The 23,616-nt window shown below is 67.4% G+C and carries 19 protein-coding genes and 1 tRNA gene; 13 read left to right on the top strand and 7 right to left on the bottom strand.

What is annotated here, in order from left to right:
• Positions 1 to 144: 144 nt before the first annotated feature.
• A complete protein-coding gene (locus tag C7C57_RS02995) occupies positions 145 to 648 on the bottom strand; it encodes a DNA-directed RNA polymerase subunit beta (protein ID WP_245601250.1) in 504 nt (167 codons plus the stop codon).
• A gap of 303 nt (positions 649 to 951) precedes the next feature.
• Here C7C57_RS02995 and C7C57_RS02990 point away from each other — a divergent pair.
• Positions 952 to 1,027, top strand: a tRNA-Lys gene (locus C7C57_RS02990).
• Positions 1,028 to 1,062: 35 nt separating this feature from the next.
• On the opposite strand, the gene C7C57_RS02985 is transcribed toward C7C57_RS02990, so the two are convergent.
• Positions 1,063 to 1,842 (bottom strand): creatininase family protein, encoded by a 780-nt coding sequence (locus tag C7C57_RS02985; RefSeq protein WP_187977530.1) that lies wholly within the window; start codon positions 1,840 to 1,842, stop codon positions 1,063 to 1,065.
• 259 nt (positions 1,843 to 2,101) lie between these two features.
• On the opposite strand from C7C57_RS02985, the gene C7C57_RS02980 reads away from it, so the two are divergent.
• From C7C57_RS02980 to C7C57_RS02930, 11 genes are all read left to right on the top strand, one after another.
• Complete coding sequence (locus tag C7C57_RS02980; protein ID WP_187977529.1) at positions 2,102 to 3,151, top strand: BMP family protein; 1,050 nt, start codon at positions 2,102 to 2,104, stop codon at positions 3,149 to 3,151.
• 2 nt (positions 3,152 to 3,153) lie between these two features.
• Positions 3,154 to 4,671, top strand: a complete 1,518-nt coding sequence (locus C7C57_RS02975) for an ABC transporter ATP-binding protein (RefSeq protein ID WP_187977528.1) — start codon at positions 3,154 to 3,156, stop codon at positions 4,669 to 4,671.
• Positions 4,668 to 5,762, top strand: a complete 1,095-nt coding sequence (locus C7C57_RS02970) for an ABC transporter permease (RefSeq protein ID WP_187977527.1) — start codon at positions 4,668 to 4,670, stop codon at positions 5,760 to 5,762. Before C7C57_RS02975 ends, C7C57_RS02970 begins: the two co-directional genes overlap by 4 nt.
• Positions 5,759 to 7,063 (top strand): ABC transporter permease, encoded by a 1,305-nt coding sequence (locus C7C57_RS02965; protein ID WP_187977526.1) that lies wholly within the window; start codon positions 5,759 to 5,761, stop codon positions 7,061 to 7,063. Before C7C57_RS02970 ends, C7C57_RS02965 begins: the two co-directional genes overlap by 4 nt.
• Before the next feature lie 27 nt (positions 7,064 to 7,090).
• Positions 7,091 to 8,323, top strand: a complete 1,233-nt coding sequence (locus C7C57_RS02960; protein WP_187977525.1) for an amidohydrolase family protein — start codon at positions 7,091 to 7,093, stop codon at positions 8,321 to 8,323.
• Positions 8,324 to 8,522: 199 nt separating this feature from the next.
• Entirely contained in the window at positions 8,523 to 10,148 is a 1,626-nt protein-coding gene (locus tag C7C57_RS02955) for an APC family permease (protein ID WP_187977524.1), read from the top strand.
• A gap of 27 nt (positions 10,149 to 10,175) precedes the next feature.
• Positions 10,176 to 11,024 (top strand): urea amidolyase associated protein UAAP1, encoded by an 849-nt coding sequence (locus tag C7C57_RS02950; RefSeq protein WP_187977523.1) that lies wholly within the window; start codon positions 10,176 to 10,178, stop codon positions 11,022 to 11,024.
• 2 nt (positions 11,025 to 11,026) lie between these two features.
• Complete coding sequence (locus C7C57_RS02945) at positions 11,027 to 11,782, top strand: urea amidolyase associated protein UAAP2 (RefSeq protein WP_187977522.1); 756 nt, start codon at positions 11,027 to 11,029, stop codon at positions 11,780 to 11,782.
• Complete coding sequence (gene uca, locus C7C57_RS02940) at positions 11,779 to 15,429, top strand: urea carboxylase (RefSeq protein ID WP_187977521.1); 3,651 nt, start codon at positions 11,779 to 11,781, stop codon at positions 15,427 to 15,429. Before C7C57_RS02945 ends, uca begins: the two co-directional genes overlap by 4 nt.
• Entirely contained in the window at positions 15,429 to 17,132 is a 1,704-nt protein-coding gene (atzF, locus tag C7C57_RS02935; protein WP_187977520.1) for an allophanate hydrolase, read from the top strand. Before uca ends, atzF begins: the two co-directional genes overlap by 1 nt.
• A 35-nt stretch (positions 17,133 to 17,167) precedes the next feature.
• Positions 17,168 to 17,872: a TetR/AcrR family transcriptional regulator gene (locus tag C7C57_RS02930; RefSeq protein ID WP_187977519.1), complete on the top strand. Its 705-nt coding sequence runs from the start codon at positions 17,168 to 17,170 to the stop codon at positions 17,870 to 17,872.
• Positions 17,873 to 17,917: 45 nt separating this feature from the next.
• Here the strand turns inward: C7C57_RS02930 and C7C57_RS02925 are convergent, their stop codons facing one another.
• The 4 genes from C7C57_RS02925 to C7C57_RS02910 all read right to left on the bottom strand — a co-directional run bounded on the left by C7C57_RS02925 (position 17,918) and on the right by C7C57_RS02910 (position 21,484).
• Positions 17,918 to 18,772, bottom strand: a complete 855-nt coding sequence (locus C7C57_RS02925) for an oxidoreductase (RefSeq protein ID WP_187977518.1) — start codon at positions 18,770 to 18,772, stop codon at positions 17,918 to 17,920.
• Between the two features lie 93 nt (positions 18,773 to 18,865).
• A complete protein-coding gene (locus C7C57_RS02920) occupies positions 18,866 to 19,795 on the bottom strand; it encodes an SDR family NAD(P)-dependent oxidoreductase (protein ID WP_187977517.1) in 930 nt (309 codons plus the stop codon).
• Between the two features lie 95 nt (positions 19,796 to 19,890).
• Entirely contained in the window at positions 19,891 to 20,886 is a 996-nt protein-coding gene (gene gap / locus C7C57_RS02915; protein WP_187977516.1) for a type I glyceraldehyde-3-phosphate dehydrogenase, read from the bottom strand.
• Between the two features lie 22 nt (positions 20,887 to 20,908).
• On the bottom strand, positions 20,909 to 21,484 hold the full coding sequence (locus C7C57_RS02910; RefSeq protein WP_187977515.1) for a TetR/AcrR family transcriptional regulator: 576 nt from the start codon (positions 21,482 to 21,484) through the stop codon (positions 20,909 to 20,911).
• A 205-nt stretch (positions 21,485 to 21,689) separates the two neighbouring features.
• Between C7C57_RS02910 and C7C57_RS02905 the strand changes: the two genes are divergently transcribed.
• The gene (locus tag C7C57_RS02905; protein WP_187977514.1) at positions 21,690 to 22,163 is read left to right on the top strand and encodes an Lrp/AsnC family transcriptional regulator; all 474 of its coding nucleotides are present in this window, start codon (positions 21,690 to 21,692) and stop codon (positions 22,161 to 22,163) included.
• Between the two features lie 95 nt (positions 22,164 to 22,258).
• Here C7C57_RS02905 and C7C57_RS02900 read toward each other — a convergent pair whose 3' ends face one another.
• On the bottom strand, positions 22,259 to 23,512 hold the full coding sequence (locus tag C7C57_RS02900) for an MFS transporter (protein ID WP_187977513.1): 1,254 nt from the start codon (positions 23,510 to 23,512) through the stop codon (positions 22,259 to 22,261).
• Positions 23,513 to 23,616 lie beyond the last annotated feature (104 nt).

The raw sequence follows: 23,616 nt of genomic DNA, 5'->3' as shown, positions 1-23,616 counted from the left end.
CTCGAAATCGGCGAGTTGTGGCGTGTCTTCGCGCTGCGCGAACAGGCACAAACGCGGATCGAGGCCGCCTCCGGGCGGCAGAAGCCAGCGGGGTTTTGCGCGAGGCGGTGCCGGGCTCGCTTCGCCCGCAACCGCATCCGAGGGCTAGTCCAGCGACTCGCTCCGCCACAGTTTGGAACACGCGGCCAACTCATCACCCAGCGTGCTGTAGCGCAGCGCCCGCCGAGTCAGCCCCTCGGCGCGTTCGGGATGGATCGGATCGGCATCGTTGGCCAGCGAGACACACCCGGCGGCGTTGATCCGGCAGTACGCCGCCGCCCGATCCAGCGCGATGGCAAAGTCTCCGTCAAAAACCCCGCGCAGAATCTCATCGGCCAGGGTCGTGATCTCCTCCACGTTGGTGGGTACGGCGGCACCGGCGATCACCGGATCGATCGTGGGGATGACCTCGGACCCACGGCGGAAGATGAGGCTCGAGGTGTGCGGATCCTGACGGATCAGCGCGCGCAGCAGGTAGATGCGCCAGAGCGCACCGGGAAGACTGCGCGCGGGCGCGGTGGCCCACAGCTCGGCGAGGGTTTCGATCCCGTGGTTGTCGGTGTAGGCGACCAGGCGGTCGAGAATGTCGGCGTCGGGATTCGCGCGCACACGCGAAAGCAGCGCGTGAGCGGTCTCGTGGGAGATCCGGCTGGTTTCGGCCGGATCGCTTCCCCCGACGAACGTGCTGAACAGGTGGCCGGGGAACAGGGTGGGTTTGCGGAACTCGTTGACGGCTGGATCCTTTCACCGGGAGTGGACGCATAAAGTCGGTCTCCAGCGTACTCCGCGATCCCGGCGGGTGGTGGCGGCGAACACCCGGTTTGATCCGATAGACTGATGATGTTCGCTCGTTGGATTCTTCGAGCGTTCTCCCCTCGCACCGCATCACACTCGTGGATTCTGTGCGGGGTTGGGCCTGTAGCTCAGTTGGCAGAGCATCGGACTTTTAATCCGCGGGTCGAGGGTTCGAGCCCCTCCGGGCCCACCATCATCCCCGCCGATTATGGCGGATTTCTGCGTTAACTAGCCCGCATTCTCGGACTCATGGGGCCGGTGTGGGGCACCGTTACGCTCACGCAGGATCCCTCCGATGAAGTCCTCCAGCACCGCGAGGGATGCCGTCACCGTGGCCTCAAGAATCGCGCGTCCCTTCCCGGCGGTCGCGTCAGCGGGGTCGCCAAACACGCCCGACGGCGAGAACCGGTGCAGCTGCATCGGGGCCGTGCCAAAGTCCGAGGGAAACTCCGGATAGCAGGAGACCGCCCGCTCCATCAGAACCGCATCGGGTGCCAGTTCCAGCATCAGGGAGGTTTCCACCTCCTCGGCATGCGCCAGGCCGGGGGCGGCGGCGCGGCTCGTACGAACCTCGGCGATCGCCGCATCCATGCCCGGATAGTCCAGGGTGATCGTCGGGAAGCCCGAGGCGATGAGCGAGCGGGTCGCCGTATACAGCGGGTTTCGGTTTCCCCAGTCGCCGTTTACGATGACGAGCCCGCCGGCCCCGGAAGCCGCCAGGGCCTCTCCGAGATCCACGGCAATGGCGGTCACCGTGGCCGAGGAGAGCGAGAGGGTTCCCGGATACCCGGCGTTATTCCAGGTGTCCCCATAGTTGATCGGCGGCAGCAGGGTCGCGTCCAGCCGGTCGGCAAGCGCGGCGGCCACCGCCTGCGCGGTGATCGTATCGGTTCCGAGCGGCAGGTGCGGCCCGTGCTGTTCACACGCACCAAACGGGAGGATCGCCAGGCCATGCGAGCGGGCGAAGGCCGCGGCCACGTCAGTCCAGGGAGAAAGATATGCATCCATATTTATGGATCGTACATCGCTCTCGCCATTCCCTGGGACGGGTCGACGCGACGAAAACCCAGCCACAATCGCTGTCCCCCGAGCGAGGGACGTTCCCGATTGTGCCCGTGATCAGAGCGGTAATTTTTGAGGCGGAAAACGGTAACACGGCCGAAACAATCGGGTGGTTTGCTGAGCACACTGTCGCACTCGCGCTGCCTTCCCCCACCCTGCCCGATATCGATTGTTTTGGGCGAATAAGTAAATCATGGAGATACCCGTGCCTCGACCCTCGCTCCGTCGCCTCCTTCTCATCGGTGGTGTTGCCCTCTCGGCAACCGTCCTCCTCGCCGGTTGCTCGGGAAAAACCGCCTCGGCGGGAACCACCGCCAAGAGTGACGCCCCCACCATCGCCCTGATGTACGGCACCACCGGTGACTTCTCGATCATGGATGGTGCCTTCAACGGCTACACCAAGGCCCAAAAGGAACTCGGGTTCAAGGAACTCAAGCTCGCGAGCCCCAACACCGACGACTATCAGGACCGGATCAACCTGGCCATCTCGCAGAACGCCGATCTGGCGATCGGCATCGGCTTCCAGTTCGCCCAGCCGATGACCTCAACCGCCAAGCGCGGCCACACCAAGTTTGTGGACATCGACACGGATAAGGACACCACCATCACCGATGGCACCGCCGTCTCCTTCGCCGCCAACGAGTCGTCCTACCTGGTTGGTGTCGCGGCCGCGCTGACCTCGAAGTCGAAGCACATCGGTTTTGTGGGTGGCGTTGACCAGCCCTCGATTCAGGACTTCTTTGTGGGATTTGAGGCCGGTGCAAAGTCGGTGGATAAGTCGATCCAGGTGGACTCTACCTACCTCTCCCCCCTCGGCGACTTCACCGGTTTCTCCAACCCCACCAAGGGCAAGGAGGCCGCGGCCTCGATGTACTCCGGCGGTGCCGATGTGATCTACGCGGCCGCCGGCGGCTCCGGCCAGGGCGTGTACGAGCAGGCCAAGTCCTCCAGCACCCCCGACAAGAAGGTCTGGGCGATTGGCGTGGACGGTGATGTGTACCAGCAGGTAGACAAGGACATTAAACCCTACATCCTGACCTCGGCCACCAAGAACGTGGACGTCGCGGTGGCGGACGTCATCAAGGATTTCGAAAAGGGCGACCTCAAGCCCGGCCAGAAGCGCTATGACGTGAAGTCTGGCGGAGTCGGCTACTCGACCAGCGGAGGCAACCTGGATGCCATCTCCACGCAGATGGAGGCCGCAAAGAAGCAGATCGTCGACGGTGTGATCACCGTTCCGACCGCACTGAAGTAGTCGTGAGCGAGCGGGAAGCGCTGGTCAGGCTGACCGGCATTGTCAAGCGGTATGGAACATTCACCGCGAACGACCAGATTGACGTGGCCGTCCGTGCCGGTACCGTCCACGCGATCGTGGGCGAAAACGGCGCGGGCAAATCCACGCTGATGAAGGTTCTCGCCGGCGACGTCCGCGCCGATGAGGGAACCATCGAGGTGGACGGGCAGCCACAAAACTTCCGTTCCCCTCGGGATGCTCAGCGTGTGGGCATCGGTATCGTGCACCAGCACTTCCTGCTCGCCGACGCGCTCCGCGTCTGGGAGAACGTTGTCCTGGCCGATGAGCCCGGTACGCCCTGGCACCTCGACTCGGCAACCGCCCGGCAGCGTGTGGCACGCCTGGCCGAGGACAACAACTTCCAGATCGATATCGACGCTCCCCTGCACGATCTGGGTGTGGGCGATCGGCAGCGCGTCGAAATCCTCAAGGTGCTCTACCGCGAGGCGCGCGTGATCATCCTCGACGAGCCCACAGCGGTGCTGGTGCCCAGCGAGGCGGCGGCGCTCTTTCGCTCGATTCGGGCGCTCACGGCACGGGGTGCGGCCGTCATCTTCATCTCCCATAAGCTCGATGAGGTCCTTGCCTTTGCCGATGAAATTACCGTGATCCGCGGCGGTCGAGTGGTCGGATACACGACCCCCGCCGAAACGTCACCGCGGCAGCTTGCCGCGCTGATGGTCGAGGTGGATATGCCCATCGTGGCCCCACGCGACATTCCCGTGGGGGATGACGTGGTCCTCGAAACCCGCGGCCTCACCGTGGGCACGGCCGGCGAACGCCCGCTGCTTGACGAGGTCTCCCTGCGGGTGCACTCGGGCGAGATTGTGGGTATCGCCGGAGTGGAGGGCAACGGTCAGTCCGAGCTGCTCGCCGCCCTGCTGGGCCGGGTCGACTACGCGGGCAGCGTGGTGGTTGGTGGGCGTACCATCGACGATCTGGGAACCAAGGATCGTCGCGATCTGGGGATGGGATACATCCCCGAGGATCGTCATCGTGACGGTCTCGTGCTCGACTTTTCACTCGCCGAGAACGCCGCGCTCGGCTACCAGCAGCGGGCACCTCTGCGGCGCGGCTGGTGGTTTAGCCGGGCATCGGCGACCCGGGTGGCCCGGGACATCATTACCCGGTTCGATGTGCGCGGCGGCGGCCCATCCGCAACCGCCGCATCCCTCTCCGGGGGTAACCAGCAAAAGTTCATTATCGGGCGCGAGCTCGGATCCCACCCCACGGTGCTGGTGGCCGCCCACCCCACCCGCGGTGTGGATATTGGCGCGCAGAGCGCCGTCTGGGCCGAGCTGGTGGCCGCGCGTGATGCCGGGCTGGGAACCCTCCTGGTCTCGGCCGATCTCGATGAGCTGCTCGCGCTGAGTGACCGCCTGCTGGTGATGTACGGCGGACGCGTGGTCGCCGAGCTTGATCCACGACACGTCACCGCCACACAAATCGGAGAACACATGACGGGAACACACGGCCGATGATGCGTAGGATCCTTGTCACCGCGGCGGGGCCGATCGTCTCGATCCTGCTTGCACTCGGTGTCACCGCCCTCTTCCTGACGGCCGGCGGCTACAGCGCTTCCTCGGCCTTCGAGGTGATGTGGAACTACGGTATTGAGCCGGCGTCCCTCGTCTCGAGCCTGAACAACGCCGTGCCCCTCTACCTCGCTGCCGTAGCCGGCGCCTTTGCCGTGCGCATGGGACTCTTCAATATCGGTGTCGACGGTCAGTATCGGATGGCCGCCCTGGCCGGTGCCGTCGCCGCCGCCTCGCTGCCCTTTCCGCTGGCGATACGGCTTCCCCTCACCCTGCTCATTTCCTGCGTGATTGGTGCGATCTGGGCACTGATCCCCGCACTGTTGAAGATCTACCGGGGCGTGAACGAGGTGATCACCTCGATCCTGCTCAACGCCATCGCCACCACGATCATCGCCGTCCTCCTCAGCCACGTGTTCCGCTCCGGCGGAGGGCAGAACACCGGCACCCGGATCATCGACCAGGGCGGCCTGATGCCCGACCTGGTCGACCTGGGACTGGGAAACCAAACCTCGATTTCCGCGTTTGTGATCGTGGCCCTGATCGTGGGCATCCTGTACTACCTCGTCATCGATCGCAGCGTGTTTGGCTACTCGCTGCGGGTCGCGGCACAGTCCCCCGAGGCCGCCGAATCCGCGGGGATCAGCGTCAATCGCAAGATCGTCCAGGCGATGCTGATCAGCGGCGCGATCGCCGGGCTGGTGGGGCTCCCCCATATCCTCTCCGTTGCCGGCCGCTTTGACGGCACCCTTCCCGGGGACCTCATGTTCACCGGGCTCGCCGCCACGCTGCTGGGCCGTCAGCACCCGATCGGGATGGCGCTCGGTGCCTTCGTGCTCGCGTTTGTTGAGCGCAGCGCCCAGGTGCTGGGACTCGTCCAGCTGCCCACCGAGGTGGGCCAGGTGTTCCTGGCCGTGGTCCTGCTGAGCTCGGCCGTTGGCTACTGGCTGACCGAGCGGGCCGACCAGCGCATCGCGCTGTGGCAGGCAGTGAAGCGCAGAATCCCGACCGCGGCACGCGAAGGAGTTTCACGATGAGTATCGACATCGAACGGGTCGACTCCCCGAACCTGGCCATTGCCCCCTCGGCGCGGACGCGACTCTCCACGCACCGCGTGCGCCAGGTGCTCAGCTGGGTACTGTTTGGCCTGGGACTACTCATCCTGGCGCGCTACCTGGCGGATGCCCCGGGCATCACCGCCTCCTCAACCTGGGGGTCGGCGCTTCGTCTGACCGTCCCCATCGCCGTGGTGGCCATGGGCGGGCTGTTCTCCGAACGCTCGGGCGTGATCAACGTGGGTCTTGAAGGCATGATGATCGGCGGCACCTGGATGGCCGGGCTCTTCGGTGCCCTGGCCGGCCCCTGGGCCGCACTGCTCGGCGGCATAATCGGCGGACTCATCTTCGGGGTGCTGATGGCGGTGCTGTGTATCGAGATGGGAATCAACCAGCTCATCGTGGGTATCTCGATTAATGTGATCGCGGCCGCGGTTGCCCGCTTCGCCAGCGATATCGTGTTCACCCAGATGGACGGTGGGAGCGTCGCGCGTTCCCCACGCATCGGTGCCGACGTCCCCCACGTATCCGTCCCGTTCCTGTCGGGAGGTCTGGGTACCCCCGACCTCGCGCAGTCGATGGAGTCCAGCGGCGTTCCCGTTCTGTCGCAGATCGGCGGCGTGCTGGGTGGTCTCACCCGTGACGTATCCGTTGCCGCGCTGATCGGGCTGGCGCTGATCCCCATCACCGCATGGATTCTCTGGAAGACCCCGTTTGGTCTGCGCTGGCGTTCGGCCGGCGAGGAACCGCTGGCCCTGCAGGCCCTGGGCGGTAGCGTCCATGGCACCCGCTGGGCGAGTGTCCTAGCCGGGAGCGCGCTGGCGGGTTTTGCGGGTGGCTACCTCACCCTCATCTCCCAGGGCTATATCGAGAATCAGACGGCGGGAACCGGTTTTATCGGCCTGGCCACCCTGATCTTTGGTAACTGGATGCCCTCGGGGGTGTTCTACGGCTCGGCGCTGTTTGGTTTCAGTGATGCCGTGGGCCTCGGCCGCCCGGAAACCCTGCGCGCGCTGGTCTTCCTCCTGGCCATCGTCTTCACGCTGCTCGGGGTGCGCAGGCTCACCCGGGTGGGCGATGCTCGCCGCGTGCGCGCCGGTCTTCCCTCGCTGATCCTCGGCGTGATCCTGTTGATCGTATTCGTCCTGGTGCCTCTCCCCACCGAACTCTCCAGCGCGGCCCCGTACCTGGTGACCCTCGCCGTCCTGGTGGTGGCGGGCAGCCGGATGCGCCCACCGGCCGCGCTGGGAAAGCTGGTAGCCCGGCGCACCCGACGCGGCTAGTTCCTCCCCTTCGATCCAAGGATTACTGTGCTCAACTCCACATCTCTCCCCACCGTCCTTGAGGGCATCGACGTCTGGGATGGCATCAGCCATCTCGGGTCCACCGATCTCCACTGGGAATTCACCTCGGCGGACGCCGTCATCTCGCGGGTAACCCCCACCGACACCCCGGCCCGGGGCGGTCTCACGCTGATCCCCGGGCTCATCGACACCCACGTTCACCTGATCGGCAACGCTTCCTCGACCCCGTCCGACTTCCTCACCTGGCCCCTGGTCACCCGACCCGAGGAGCAGGTGCTGCACGGGCTCGCCCATGCCCAGCAGGCCCTCGCGGTGGGTGTCACCACGCTGCGCGATCTGTCGGCCGATGACGTGCAGTTCTCGCTCGGCCGGGGGATCAATAAGGGTCTGATCGCGGGCCCACGCATCTTTGCCCACGGCATGGTCAGCATGACCGGAGGCCACGGGGACATGTTTGTGCCGCCCGGGGTGGACCCGAGCCTGCGCCGCCCGACCGCCGATGGGCCAGATGCATGCCGCAGCCTCGTGCGGACCTGGGCTCGAGCGGGCGCCACCGGAATCAAGATCGCCACCAGTGGCGGTCTTCTCTCGGACGGCGATAAGCCCTCCTGGCGCAACCACACCCGGGCCGAGATCGACGCCATTATCGACGAGGCCCACGCCCTGGGCATGCTGGTGGCCGCTCATGCCCACACCCGCGAGGGCATCCGGATCGCGATCGAGGCGGGTGCCGACTCGATCGAGCACGCCACGGATATGACCGAGGATCTCGCCCACGCCATTGCCGCCGCCGGGACGCCGATCGCCCCGACCCTCCTGATCAACGACGCGATCGCCACGCGTCGAGTCCCGGTCTCCGAAGACCAGGCCGAGGCTGCAGCCACCCTGGTTCACTCGCGCGATGCACAGTTTGCGGTGGCAGCCGAGGCCGAGGTGAACTTCGTCCTGGGCACCGACGCCAACGGGTTCCACGTGGGCTTTGGCGATCAGCTGGCCGAGGTGCGCAAGATGGCCGAGGTATTCGGGTGGAGCGCCGAACGTGCCCTGCAATCGGCCACCTCGCGTGCGGCCGCCGCGATCGGGCGTGCCGATGCTCTGGGACGGATCATCCCGGGGGCCGCGGCCGACTTTGTCATTGTGCGCGGACGCCCCTGGGAGGACATCTCCGACCTCGACACCGCCCGCATCGTGACCGTCGTCTCACGCGGTCGCGTGGTGTCCGGGGAGCTTCCCCGCTAGGTCACACCGAATGCCGGAATGCCCCGCCACTCCCCCGAGTGTGCGGGGTTTTCTCGTTCCCCGGAAGTGTCATATTTCCTGTCAGCTGGAACATCGATTTAACAATTGAGAAATCGGCGGGCAATACGCGCTGCCCAGGATGAGAACTGTACCTGTCACATGACAGGTATTAGGTCCTTGTTTTGGGAAGGCCATACCCATGAGCATCACCGATTCCCCCGCCCCCTACCCCCAGGAGCTGCGCCGCGGCGTGGGCCACTTCTCCTCGTTTGCCGCGGGATTCTCGTTTGTTTCGATCCTGACCACCGTGTTTCAGCTCTTCGGACTGGGCTTCGGATTCGGCGGGGCAGCGTTCTTCTGGACCTGGCCACTGGTGTTTGCCGGGCAGCTCCTGGTCGCGCTGAACTTCGCCCAGCTTGCCGCCCGCTGGCCCATCTCCGGGGCGATCTTCCAGTGGTCCAGCCGGCTCGCGGGCACCACGTTTGGCTGGTTTACCGGCTGGGTCATGATCATCGCGCAGACCCTGACCGTGGCCGTGGCCGCAATCGCCGTGCAGGCGGTGCTCCCCTCGATCTGGGACGGCTTCCAAATCATCGGCGGCCCCGGCGCCGACCCCTCGCTCACCTCGGATACCGGGGCCCAGAATGCGGTCCTGTTGGGGGTGATCCTGCTGGTCATCACGACCGTCGTCAACATTCTGAGTGTGCGCATCATGGCCTTCGCCACCAGCGTCGGCGTGATCGTGGAGATCATTGGGCTGATTCTGGTGGTGGCCGCCCTGTTCCTGCTGCCCGCCCGCAGCCCCGCCGTGGTTTTCACCACCGAGGGGGCCGCGCCCTCGGATTCCCCCTATATCTGGGCGTTTCTGGCCTCCTCGCTGATGGCCGCCTACGTCCTGGTGGGCTTTGACTCCGCCGGGGAGCTCGCCGAGGAAACCCACGCGCCCCGCAAGACCATCGCCAAAACCATCATCAACGCGGTGGTGGTCTCGGGACTCGGCGGTGCGCTGCTGATCATCGCGACCCTGGTGGCCGCCCCCAGCCTGTCGGACGGGAAGCTCGCCGCCGGAGGAATCGCCTATGTGGTGACCGAACGACTCGGACCGGTGTTTGGCCGCCTACTCCTGGTCGCCGTCGCGGTCGCGGTCTTCGCGTGCACCCTCGCCGTGCAAACCTCCGGTTCACGGATGATCTACTCGATGGCCCGCGAACGGGCGCTCCCCTTCTGGCGCACGCTGGCCCGGGTCTCCCCGCGCACCGGGACCCCGATCGCCACCAGCATCGTGATCGGGGTGGGTGCGGCCCTGGCCCTCGCGGTGAACTTCGGACACAACGCGATCTTCACCGCGCTATCCAGCCTCTGCATCGCGATGCTCTATCTCGCCTACCTCGGCGTGACCGTCCCCCTCCTCTTCGCCCGCCTGCGGGCCCCACGGGACTGGCACTCGGGTGGGATCAATGAGGACGGCAAGCCGCTGTTTGCGCTGGGACGCTGGGGACTCCCCCTCAACGTGCTGGCGGTGCTCTACCAGATTGCGATGGTGATCAACCTCGCCTGGCCGCGCCCGGAAATCTACGACCTCACCGGGGAGACCTGGTGGTTGCAGTGGAGCGCGCTGCTGTTTATCGGGGCGACGCTGCTGGTGGGGGTGCTGGTCCACCGGCGCAATCATGCGCGTGATGGGGCCATCCGGCTCGGTCACCTGCCCACCACCGCCGAAATCAACCTCGGCGAACTGACCCTGGCGGCCACGAAAACCCCGCCCGCTCCGACGGCTTCGGCGCCGACCACCTCACCGGCCGCCTCGGCACCCACTCAGGCCTAGCCGCCCACCTCAGAAAGTGACGGATTCATGACCTCCATCGCCACCCAGCACCTGACCGATCACGTGCATAACGCCCGTTCCGATGCCCGGTCCCGAGCCGCGCTCACGTCCCCCTTTATGCCGTATCGCCCGGCGGCCTCCTCCCCGTTTATCCCGACCGACGTGGATCCCGCGGCCCTGACCTGGGCCGAGACCGTGGCCCCCGGCGGATACACGCACCGGGTGCTGGCCCGCGGGACTCGGATTCGGTTCGAGGATCCCACCGGTTCCGCCTGCGCCCACCTGCTGCTCTTCAACGCCGCCGCCCCCGGCGAGCGCCTCAACACAGCCGACACCGTGAAGATCCCCTGGCAGGCGTATCTGGGGACCGACCATCCGCTGCTCTCCGGGGACGGCCGCGTGCTCGCGACCATCGCCGCCGACACCTCGGGCCACCACGACGCCTTCTGCGGCACCACCACCGACGCGGCCACCCTCCGGAAATACGGTGACTCGGCCGCCGAGGGTCCCACGCCCTCGGGCCGCTCGCGCTTTCTGTTGGCCGCCGCCAAGCACGGCCTCGATGCCCGGGATCTGCCGCCCTCGGTCTCGCTGTTCCAGGGGGTGCGAATCGACGGGGATGGGGCGCTGAGGTTCGTCGGGAGCGCCGGACCGGGGACCCAGGTGGACCTGATCGCCGAGATGCCGCTGCTGATCCTGGTGGCCAATGTGCCGCATCCGCTGGACCCGTCCCCCGACTACGCGGTCGGGCCGCTGCGTATCCACGCGTGGCGCGGGGACCCCACCGGCCCCGACGATGAGCGGTTCACCCGCACGCCCGAACTCACCCGGGCCTACCTCAACACGATCGACTACGCACAGGCACGAGGACTCTGACCATGACACCGACTCCCCTCACGATTCCGGACGCCGCGCTTCCGGGCACCACACCTCCGACCTCCACCGTTCCGGTCGGTGCGGTCTTTGCCCCCGACACGGTCCTCGATCCCTCGGGTCCCCTCGCAGAGGGCCCCACCGTGCTGGATGACACGGTCGCCCCGCTCGGCCCCTGGTCGGGCATCGTTCGGGCCGGACAGACCCTCACCATCGTGGATGTCGGTGGCAACCAGTCGGCGGACTTCCTGGTCTACAACGCCGAGAACACCGCCGAACGCTACTCGGTCCCCGACACCCTCGCCGCCGCCGGAAACGCCTACCTGCGCACCGGGTCGTCGCTGTACTCCAACGAGGGCGGGGTGTTGATGCGGGTGGTGGACAACGAGATCGACCGTCAGGACACCATCGGCGGGGCCTGCTCCAAGGAGTCCAACACGCTGCGCTACGGCTTCCACACCGAGTATCAGCACGCGTGCCGGGAAAACTTCCTCACCGAGGGGGCCCGGTACGGGCTCGGGGTGCGCGATCTGGTGTCCAACATCAACTGGTTCATGAACGTCCCGGTCGAGGCCGACGGTGCGCTGGGAATCGTGGACGGGATCTCCGCCCCGGGCAAGCGGGTGGCGCTCTACGCCGAGATCGACGTGCTGGTGATCGTCTCCAACTGCCCCCAGATGAACAACCCCTGTAACGACTTCAACTGCACCCCCCTGCGCATGATCATCACCGACACCCAGACCGAAACGGACCCCGCATGAGCGCCGCCTTTGACACCGTCCTGATTGCCAACCGCGGCGAGATCGCCCGCCGGATCATCCGCTCGGCCCGGGCGCTGGGCCTGCGCACGGTCGCGGTCTACTCCGACGCCGACCGGGCGGCACCCCACGTCCGCGAGGCCGATGAGGCCGTCTATCTGGGCCCGGCACCGGCCAAGGACTCCTACCTCAACATCGAGAAGATCCTCGACGCGTGCCGAGAGCTCGGGGTCGGGGCCGTGCATCCCGGCTACGGATTCCTCTCCGAAAACCTGGAGTTTGCCCGTCGCCTGGAGGAGGCGGGCATTCGGTTCATCGGACCGAGCGCCGACCACATCGCCGCGTTCGGGGAAAAGCACACGGCCCGCGAGCTGGCCCGGCGCGCCGGGGTGCCGATGCTGCCCGGCAGCGGCCTGCTCGCCTCGGCGGAGGAGGCGGTCGAGTGGGCCGAGCGGGTGGGCCTGCCGGTCATGGTGAAGGCCACCGGCGGCGGTGGCGGCATCGGGATGCAGGCGTGCGCCACCCCCGAGGAGGTGCGCGAGGCCTTCGCCAGCGTGGCCCGGCTGGGAGAGAAGAACTTCGGGTCGGCCGGGGTGTTCCTGGAGCGTCTGGTCCGTCCCGCCCGCCACGTCGAGGTGCAGCTCTTTGGCGACGGGGAGGGGCGGGTGGCCGTGATCGGCGACCGCGACTGCTCCCTGCAGCGCCGCAACCAGAAGGTCATCGAGGAGGCCCCGGCCCCCGCGCTGCCGGACCACGTGCGTACCCTGCTCCACGAGTCGGCGCGGGCCCTGGCCGAGTCGGTGTCCTACCGCTCCGCCGGGACCGTCGAGTTCATCTACGATCCGATTCGCGAGGAGATCGCCTTCCTCGAGGTGAATACCCGGCTGCAGGTTGAGCACCCGGTCACCGAGGAGGTGTTCGGGGTGGACCTGGTGGCGATGATGCTGACCCTCGCCCGGGACGGCGCGGACACGTGTGCCCCCGAGATCTTCGAGCGCGCGTTTGAGCCGCGCGGATTCGCGGTGGAGGCCCGCGTCTATGCCGAGGACACCGCGCAGAACGGCCTGCCCAGTTCGGGCCTGGTGACCCAGGCGGTCTTCCCCGGCTTCGGGACCGATCCGCTGGCCGGGGTGCGGGTCGACGGCTGGATCGAGACCGGGCTGGAGGTGTCCCCCTACTACGACCCGATGCTCGCCAAGGTAATCGCGGCCGGCCCCACTCGCGAGGCGGCGCTCGACCTGCTGCGCGAGGGGTTGGAGGCCAGCCGCGTCGACGGGGTCGTGACCAATCTGGGGCTGCTGCGCGCGCTCACCGACGCGGATTCCCTGCGGGCCGCCACCCACTCCACGTCCACGCTGGATATCACCACCGATCCCGATCCACGTATCGACGTGGTGGAGGCCGGGGCGATGTCCACGATCCAGGACCTTCCCGGCCGCACCGGGTACTGGCAGATCGGCGTTCCCCCGAGCGGCCCGATGGATTCGGTGTCCCTCACCGAGGCCAACCTCGCGGTGGGCAACCCCGCCGGGGCACCGGCACTGGAAATCACCGCCACCGGGCCCACCCTGCGCTTTAGCACCACGATGATCCTCGCGCTCACCGGAGCCCCGGCAACCGCGACCCTCGATGGCGAACCCGTGCCGATGTGGGAGCCCTTCGAGGTCGCGGAGGGCTCGGTGCTCGCGGTCGGGGCACTGAACGGTCCCGGCCAGCGGGCCTACCTCGCGGTTCGGGGTGGATTCGACGTGCCGCTCTACCTCGGCAGCGCCTCGACGTTCACCCTCGGCGGGTTTGGCGGGCACGCCGGTCGGGCGCTGCGTCCGGGCGATGTGCTGCGCCCGGGCTCCCCCGACTCCGACGCCGCCCACCCGGCGCTACCCGCGGGCACCCGGCTCGGCCTGATCGGCGGACCGACCCCCGCCCACCGACGCCCGGCGATCAGCCACACCTGGCAGATCGGCGTGACCGAGGGTCCGCACGGTGCCCCCGAGTTCTTCACCCGGGAGGACATGGACGTGTTCTATGCGACCGACTACGTGGTGCACTTCAACTCGGCCCGCACCGGTGTGCGGTTGGAGGGTCCGCGCCCCACCTGGGCCCGCCCCGACGGCGGCGAGGCCGGTCTGCACCCCTCCAACATTCACGACAACCCCTATGCGGTCGGCGCGATCGACTTCACCGGGGACACCCCGATCATCCTGGGCCCCGACGGCCCCAGCCTCGGCGGATTTGTGTGCCCGGCAGTGGTGGGCAGCGGCGACCTGTGGAAGCTCGGCCAGCTGCGCCCGGGCGACACCATCCGTTTTGTGCCGATCCGGGAATCGGAGGCCGCCGGGCTGCTGGAGGCCCGCGCCTCGCTCACGGTGCTGAGCACGGGCGGCGACGGGGATGACGGGGTGATCGGCCGAATGGAGGCCACCGCCGAACGCCCCTCGGTCACCTACCGTCGGGACGGGGACGACAACCTGCTGGTCGAGTACGGCGATCTGACCCTGGATCTCGGCCTGCGGATGCGGGTGCACGCGCTGATGACCACCCTCAACGAGAACCGACCGGCGGGGGTGCGCGAGCTGACCCCGGGGATCCGCTCGCTCCAAATCCAGACCGATTCGAGCACCCTCACCGCGAGCGGACTGGCCGGGCTGCTGCGCGAAATCGAATCCGAGATTCCCGAAACCGGCAAGCTCGTGGTGCCCTCGCGGACGGTGCGGTTACCCCTCTCCTGGGACGACCCCACGGTCAACCTGGCCATCGAGCGCTACATGAACGGCGTGCGGAACGACGCCCCGTGGACCCCGTCCAACATCGAGTTCATCCGCCGGATCAACGGCCTGGGCTCGGCGGAGGACGTCTATAAAACCGTGTTCGACGCCACCTACCTGGTGCTCGGACTCGGGGATGTGTACCTCGGCGCACCGGTCGCGACCCCGCTGGACCCCCGGCACCGACTGGTCACCACCAAGTACAACCCCGCCCGCACCTGGACCGCCGAAAACTCGGTGGGGATCGGCGGCGCCTACATGTGCATCTACGGGCTGGAGGGTCCCGGAGGCTACCAGCTGGTGGGACGCACGGTGCCGATCTGGAGCCGCTATCAGCGCGGCGGCCTGTTCGCCGAAAACCCGTGGGCGCTGCGCTTCTTCGACCGGATCGAATGGTACCCGGTGAGCCCCGAGGAGCTGACCGAGCTGCGCGCCGAAACCGCCGCCGGGCGCGGTCACTTCGAGACCGAGGAGGGCACCTTCGCGATCGCCGATCACGAGCGCTTCCTCGCCGATAACGCGCCCTCGATCGCCGAGTTCCGCGCGGTGCAGGCGCGCGCCTTTGCCGAGGAGAAGGAGCGCTGGCACGCCTCGGGCGAGTTTGATGTGCGTCCCGAACCCAAGCCCGCGCCGCCCGCCGATGCGGTGGTTATCCCCGCCGGGGCGACCGCGGTAAGCGCGCCGTTCACCTCGACCGTGTGGCAGCTCAACGTGCGTCCCGGACAGCGGGTACGCGCCGGGGACAAGCTGATCGCGCTCGAGGCGATGAAGATGGAATCCGCCGTCCTGGCCCCGATCGACGGCACCGTCGTCGAGATTTATACCGCCCCGAGTGAGCAGGCCACCCCCGGCCAGGTGCTCCTCGCCCTGATGGGAGAACGCTGATGTCGACACTCACCCCCACCCAGCGTGTTCGCCGGGCCTACGCACGCATCGCCGAGGTTGATCGTCCCGAGGTGTGGATCTCGCTGCGCGCCGAGGCCGAGGTCCTGGCCGAGGCCGCCGCGATCGAGGAGCGGCTCGGTACCGGGGAGCGTCTGCCGCTCGCGGGTCTGGTGGCCGCGGTCAAGGACAATATCGACGTCGCCGGGCTGCCCACCACCGCTGGTTCGGCCAGCTACGCCTACGATCCGGTGGCCGACGCCACAGCCGTGGCGCGACTGCGCGCGGCCGGAGCCATCGTGATCGGCAAAACCAACCTCGACCAGTTCGCCACTGGCCTGGTCGGGACGCGCAGCCCGTACGGCGCCGTCCGCAACGCCTGGGATCCCACCCGGATTTCGGGCGGATCCAGCTCGGGATCCGCGGTCGCCGTGGCCCTGGGCATCGTGGATCTGGCCCTCGGGACCGACACCGCCGGATCGGGCCGGGTGCCCGCCGCGCTCAACGGGATTATCGGGATCAAGCCGACCCGCGGCCTGATCCCGGCCACCGGGGTGGTGCCCGCGTGCCGCACGCTGGACTGCGTCACCGTGTTTGCCCGCGACCTGGGCTTCGGATCCACCACCGCCCGGCTACTCGCGGGAGATGACGGGCTCGATCCGCTGGCACGCTCCGCGGCCGAGGTCGCCGCGTCCGCCGCGGGTTCCCGGCCGAGCGCCACCCCGCGGGTCGCGATCCCCACCGCCGAACATCTGGAGGGCATGGCCGCGGGCTGGCGGGAGGCCTTCGCCGACGCCGTCGCGCGGCTCGCCTCGACCGGGGTGGAGATTGTGGAGGTCAACATCGCCCCGCTGCTGGAGGCCGCGGCCCTGCTCTATGAGGGCGCGTTTGTGGCCGAACGCTTCGCGGCGGTGGGGGAACACATCGAGCAGAACCGAGATCTGATCGGCACCGACCTGGATCCCTCGGTCGCCACGATTTTGCTCGGCGGTGCAGAGAAGACCGCAGTGGAGCTGTTCCGGGATCGCGAACGCCTGGACAACCTGGGCGTTCGGGCGCGCGCCCTGCTTGCCGGAACCGACGCGCTCCTCACCCCGACCACGACCTGGCACCCGACCCTCGCCGAGCTGTCCGAGGACCCGATCGGGGGCAACAGCAGGATGGGCCGCTTCACCAACTTTGCCAACCTCCTGGACATGTCCGCGCTGGCGATTCCCGCCGGGGCCGTGGACGGGCGCCCGTTCGGCGTGATGCTCACGGCACCGGCCTTCCACGATCTCGCGCTGCGCGAGCTAGCCGAGCGCTTCGCCGCCCCCACGGTGGAGCTGGTTGTGGTGGGGGCACACCTCAGCGGACAGCCGCTCAACCATCAGCTGATCGCCGCCGGAGGCTCCCTGGTCGAGCCGGTCTCGACCGCCCCCGACTACACCCTGTTTGCCCTGCCGACCACGCCGCCCAAGCCCGGTTTGGTGCGGGTAGCCGAGGGTGGCGCGGCAATTGCCGGGGAGCTCTGGCGGTTGCCGGCGGCCGGATTCGCGACGTTTGTCGCCGCGCTGCCCGCCCCGATGAGTATCGGTCGGGTACGCCTCTCCGATGGCCGCGAGGTGCCCGGTTTTCTCTGCGAATCCCTCGCGACGCAGGGGGCGCCCGAGATCACCGGCTTCGGGGGCTGGATCGCCTGGCTCACCCGGGGATCGGCGGCATAGTCACACCCTGCCGGTGGCATGACATTATGGAGATTATGGCTTCATCTTCGACCGCCGCCGGCAGGGCCGGACGCCCGCGCGCCCGGGCGGAGGGCACCACATCCACGCTGTCGGCCCGGGAACAGATTCTCGATGCGGCGGCCGCGCTGTTTGTCGAGTCGGGATTCTCGGGGGCATCGACCCGGGCGATCGCCGAGCGGGTGGGCATCCGCCAGCAGTCGCTCTACTATCACTTCGCCGGCAAGGACGAGATTCTGGCCGAGCTGCTCAGCGGATCGGTGCGCCCGAGCATCGACTTTATCGAGGACATGCGGGCGCGGAGCGTCGGCGGCACAAGCCCGGCCGGCATGCTGTTCGCCCTGGCCACGGTGGATACCCGCACCCTGCGCGCCGCACCCCACAACATCGGCACGCTGTATCTGCTCCCCGAGATCCAGGATCCGCGCTACGAGCACTTCCGTGCTCAGCGGGTTCGCCTGCGCGGGATCTACGGCGAGCTGGGCCTCGCCGCGGCGACGCCGGGAGTGGCCGCGGCCCTCGGAGAGGAACGCATCGGGCTGCTCCTCATTCAGCTCGCCGAAACCGTGATCCAGCTGCGCCGTGATCCGAATCTCGGCACCGCCCTGGATGACGAGATGATCGCCACCTCGTGCCTGCGCATCCTGGGCCTCGGCGACCCCGAAATCGCGGCGGCCCGGAGCGAGGCTCACGAGATTTTAGCCCCGCCAGTCCCCGAGTAGGCACGACCCCGTTCCGGGCGCCGCTATCCGTTTGGCACCACGGCCCTAGGCCAGTCCCGTCATCCGCTCGGCGGAGGCCCAGATGGTGCGTGCCAGTTCCGGATCGCGGCCGCGGCGGTTGGAGTCGCCAACCTTCGGGTACCCCTTCATCCCGAACGCTCCGTTGGGTCCCACAAAGGCACCGCCCGGAACGTCCTGAGTGGCCGCATACAGCGTGGGGAGTGCGCCGTGGGCGGCGTCGTTCACGAGCCTCGGGAAGCGATAGATGAAGCTCGAGCTGGTGCCCACCGCCAGGTTAGTCAGCGCAACACCGGGGTGCGCGAGGACCGAACGCACCGGGCTCCCGGCGGCCTCGAGGCGGCGCTGCAACTCCTTAGCCAGGTACACATCGGCGAGTTTCGAATCGCTGTACGCGCCCATATCGCTGTACTTTCGGCGCTGCCAGCCGAGGTCGCTGCCGTCCATCCGCGACATCCGGTGCATGACCGAGGACAGCGTCACCACCCGCTCGGTAATCCGCGGCAGCAGCAGATTGGTGAGCAGGAACGGCCCCAGAAAATTGGTCGCCAGCTGGAGCTCAAAACCATCCGCCGAGCGCTGCTCGGGCACCTGCATGATCCCGGCGTTGTTGATCAGGATGTCCACCGAGCCCTCAAATTCGGCGGCAAAGGCACGCACCGAGTCCAGGCTGCCGAGGTCGAGCTCCCGCACCTCGGTGTCGCCGTCAATGGTCGCGGCCATCGCCCGCCCCTTTTCCAGGTTGCGGACCGCGAGGATCACGCGGGCACCCACCCGGGCGAGCTCCCGGGCCGTCACCTCGCCGATACCGCTACTGGCACCGGTCACGATGACCGTCTTGCCGGAGAGATCGGGCAGGTTCTGGGCGGTCCACTGGGGCATCGAGGGTCCTTTGGTGAGGGGGAAGAGGCGCTGCTGCCTGGATCCTACTCCGGTTCCTGGCGCAACACCCAGGCGTCCGCCCGGCCCGCATCGTTAGTCGGAGAGCCAGCTGATTCCGGTCAGCTCCTCGCTGAGCCGCCACAGCCAGGCCGCCCGCTCCGGATCGATGCTCATCGGATGCGGACGCAGCCGCACCGGCCGGCCCCGCGAGGTGTGAATCGGGCCCACATAGTCGCCGCCCCGAACCCCCGCATCCAGCACCGCCCGGCTGGCGGGGAGCGCCCCGCCGTCCTTGCCCTGGATGACCGCGTGTACCGGGGCGAACAGGGCGCGGGTGGCGCGATTGGCACCGGCGATCCCCTCCCGAGACGGGGTCATCTGGTCCATCGCTCCGCCGGGATGGGCGACGACCGAGGTGATGTCCAACCCCGCTCGACGCAGTCGCCGATGATAGTCAAACCCGAAGAGTTCGGTCGCGTGTTTGGAGTTCGCATAGGCCTGTAGGGGCCGATAGGAACGCTCGCTCATCAGGTTGCCCGGGTCCAGTTTCAGCCGCCCCACCAGCATGCTGCCCATCGAGATGACCCGGCTGCCCGCGGTATTTTCCAGCACCGGGTGAGCGGACGCCACCAGCGCAAAATGCCCCAGATGGTTGGTGCTCACCACGAGTTCATGACCCTGCGCGGTCACCCGTCGGCGGCGGCCCGCGGAGATGAGTCCGGCGTTGGCAACCAGCGCGTCCAGACGCGGCAGCTCGGCCAGGGCCTGTCCCGCGGCGGTGGCAGATTCCAGGTCCGACAGGTCCACCCGGATACGCGAGGTGTGCGCCCCGGGGACGCGGCTCTCGATCTCGCGCCGGGCCCGATCGATCCGATCCTCGCTGCGCCCCAACAGCACAATCTCGGCGCCGGTCTGGGCGAGTTGCTCGGCAATAAAATAGCCGATTCCCGAGGTGGCCCCGGTGATCGCGAAGACCGCGTCCGGACGTCTCGGCTCATCGGCGAGGTTCCACGGATCAAACATGCGCTGCTCCCTCGGGTTGGACTGGCCCGAGCGTAGCAGACCCGAACGACGCGGCGGCGGCCGGGCACCCGCGGGTGCCCGGCCGCCGGGAGATGCTAGGCCCCGAGACGCTCGGAGAGCTCCACCAGACGGTTGGTGAATCCCCACTCGTTGTCGTACCAGCCGAAGACCTTCACCTGGTCACCCACCACCTGGGTGAGCGGGGCGTCGAAGATCGTCGAGTGCGGATTGCCCACGATGTCGGCGGAGACGATCGGTGCTTCGGAATACTCCAGCACGTGGGCCAGCGAGCCCGAGGCTGCGGCGGCCGCAAACGCCGCGTTGACCTCTTCCACGGTGGCGGGGCGGGTGAGCTTCACCGTGAGGTCGGTGATCGATCCCACCGGCACCGGAACGCGCAGGGCCAGACCGGTGAGTTTGCCGTCGAGTTCGGGGATAATCTTGCCGATCGTCTTGGCCGCCCCCGAGGAGGTCGGGATGGTGGAGAGGGCGGCGGCGCGAGCTCGACGCAGGTCGCTGTGTGGGGCATCCTGCAGGCGCTGATCGCTCGTGTAGGCGTGCACGGTGGTCATCAGACCGTGCTCGATGCCAAACGCATCGTTGAGGACCTTTGCCAGCGGGGCCAGCGAGTTGGTGGTGCAGGAACCGTTGGAGATGACCTCCACCGAGTCGTTGATCACCTCATCATTCACCCCGAGGACCACCGAGGGCAGATCACCCGAGGCCGGTGCCGAAATGATGACCTTCCGGGCACCACCAACCAGGTGGCGCCGAGCGCTCTCCTCGCTGGTGAAGAAGCCGGTGGATTCCACCACCACGTCCACACCGACCGAGCCCCAGGGGATCTGGTCGGGCTCACGCTCGGAGAACACGCGGATGCGGCGCTCGCCCACCACGATGAAGTCACCGTCCACCGAAACGCCGTCCAGGTGTCCGGAGATCGAGTCCCACTCCAGCAGGTTTGCGAGGGTTTGAGCGCTGGTGATGTCGTTGATCGCGACCACCTCAACGTCGGCTCCGCTCGCCAGGGCGGCGCGCAGGTAGCTACGGCCGATCCGGCCAAAGCCGTTGATTCCAATCCGAGTGGACATGGGTACTCCTTCTGTTGTGCGGTTAAATCTCGGGGCGCGGGGCACCGGCGGCATCCAGCAGCGCCAGGGCTCCACGGATCGCGGCATCCATTGGTGCCTGATCGCCGTGCGCGCGGGCCAGCACGTAGCCGCCCTGGATGACGGCCACCAGGGTGTGGGCCAGCTCGACCGGATCCACGCTGGCGGGTAGCTCCCCGGCCCGCGTTGCCTCGGTCAATGCCGTGGCCCAGCGCTCGATAATGAGGTCGAAACCTCCGGCCACCAGGCCGATCATCTCGGCGTCTTCGACCACCTGCGGGTCCTGGGTCATCCGCCCGATGCGACACCCGCGCACACCCGGACGCGGCAGCGTCAGATAGGCGCGGATACGCTCCATCGGGGTGCCCTCGCCGGTGAGCAGAACCGACCGCTCGGTGACCTGAGTGACGGTCTCGCGCAGCGTTTCCACGGCGAGCTCATGCTTGCCACTGAAGTGATGGTACATGCTGCCCTGACCCACGCCCGCACGATCCAGAACGTCTCGCGGGCTCGTGGCCGCGTAGCCGCGCTCCCAGAGCAGGTCGGCCATGGCGGTCGTGAGCTTCTCGCGGGTCGTCATGCGTTAACTGTAACTACTAGTATGTACAATTTCAACCCACGCAGGCTCGCCCGGGTGAATCGCATCCGAGTGAAAACCAATGAATGCGTTCACGGTTCGAGTTTCTAGATAATTACCCGTATTTAATTCGGTGAAGCTCGCACAGTTTATAAACATGTGCATAGTTCTGTGGATAACTCGTATTTTCTGCGGATAAGATGTGGATATGGCCCGTTTGGACGAATTAGATACGGCGATCCTGCGGGAATTGCAGCGTGATGCACGACGCACAAATCGTGACATCGCGGCCGCCGTGGGCGTCGCCCCCACCACCGCGCTGGATCGTACCCGCGCGCTGCGCGAGCGTGGAATCATTCGGGGTGCCCGGCTCGACCTCGATCTCACCCAGATCGGACGCCCGGTCCAGGCGATGATCGCCGTGCGTGTTCGCCCGCCCACCCGGGCCAACATCGAGGACTTTCGCGAGTGGGCGGCCACCCTGCCCGAGGTCATCGGGGTCTTTGTCACCAGCGGCACCGAGGATTTCCTGCTGCACGTGGCCGTGCCCGATAACAACCATCTCTACGCGTTTGTGATCGATAAGCTAACCGAGAAACCCGAGGTCGCCGACGTGCGCACCTCGGTGGTGTACGAGCACATCCGCAGCCCCGAGGTCACCCCGATCACGAACCTCGGCTAAGAAGCGTCCGGCCGCAGCGCCGCCCGGCCTTGCGACCGCGTCGCTCACCGGCTTCCATCCGGAGCTCCTCATCACCCCCGCCCTGACCCGCGCCCCTATCTCACCGACCGGATCGGGATCACCGCTATCGCGCCCAGCACCACCAGCACGATCGCGATGGGGAAGAGCATCACGTAGCCCCCGAAAAACACCACGATAATGCCGGCCAGCGCGGGTCCGAAGGTCTGCGGCAGGGTGGCCGCGATGTTCAGCACCCCGAGGTCCTTGGCGAAGCTCGTGGCCCTGGGCAGCACCTCGCTCATGAGCGCGGTGTCCACGGCCTGAAACACCCCACTGAAGAATCCTCCGAGGGCCGCATAGATCAGCACCCCGGTGACCGAGGGGGCGATCCAGGGCACCGAGAATCCCACCGCCATCCCGATCCCCGCGATCACCACGAAGACACGGCGACGTCCCAGGCGATCCGACAGCGGGCCGGAGATCAGCACCGCGAGCGTGGTCGCAACCAGGCTGATCACCGCCAGCACGGGCACCAGACGGATGGCCTCCCCACCGAGCCCGACATAGTCCTGCAGGATGTACAGCTGATATCCGACCACCAGATTGGTCCCCACATTGAGGAGCATGCGTCCGCTAAATCCCCAGAAGAAATCGGGGTGTTTGACCGGGTTGACCCAGAAGGTGTGGAAGAAGGTTTTGGCGTCGAAGGGTTCGCGCGGCTCGCCACGGTTGTCTCGATCGGGGTTGAGCAGGACAAATGCCACCAGCACCACCAGGGCGACCCCGGCAAAGAACAGGTATCCGGCGGGAACGCTGTCGGCAAATCCGCTGGCGATCACCTGTCCGCCGGCCATTCCCGCCATCACCCCGAGTCCGGTGAACGCCGAGAACAAGCCGCGCACGGGCCCCGGGACGCGGTCGGGCATGACCGCGCTGAGCGGTCCCTGGGAGAAGTTATAGGCCAGCTGGACCACGCACCAGGAGATAACGATCTGGACCAGCGTGGAGGCGCTGGCGATGCCGATCAGTCCCATCCCGCCCACCAGCGCGCCGATGATCATCCACGGACCTCGTCGCCCAAACCGGCTCCGGGTGCGGTCCGAGACCATGCCCGCCAGCGGCTGCGCGATCAGCGCAACAACGGCGCCGACCGCCAGCACCAGCGCCAGATTTTGTGCCTTTTGGCCCTCCCCGAAAGCCTGAATCTGGAGCGGCAGCAGGATGCCCGGGATCGCTCCCCAGAGAAAGAACACCCCGAGGTTGGCACCCAGGATGGAGAACAGGAGTCGGAGGAGGGGTCCGCGTACCCGGGGTCGATCCGGTGTGGGCTCTGCGAGCGATGAGGTCATGGAGGACTCCTCTCGAGTGGACCCACCGGCGTTGGCGGGCCTGCGCCACGATAGGCGCCACCTTCGCGTGCCACCAAACAAATGTCCAGATCAAAGTGGTTATC

This window comes from Mycetocola sp. JXN-3 (assembly GCF_014522285.1).
Taxonomy (GTDB): Bacteria; Actinomycetota; Actinomycetes; order Actinomycetales; family Microbacteriaceae; genus Mycetocola; species Mycetocola saprophilus.
This window is presented reverse-complemented; position numbering and strand designations above follow the sequence as displayed.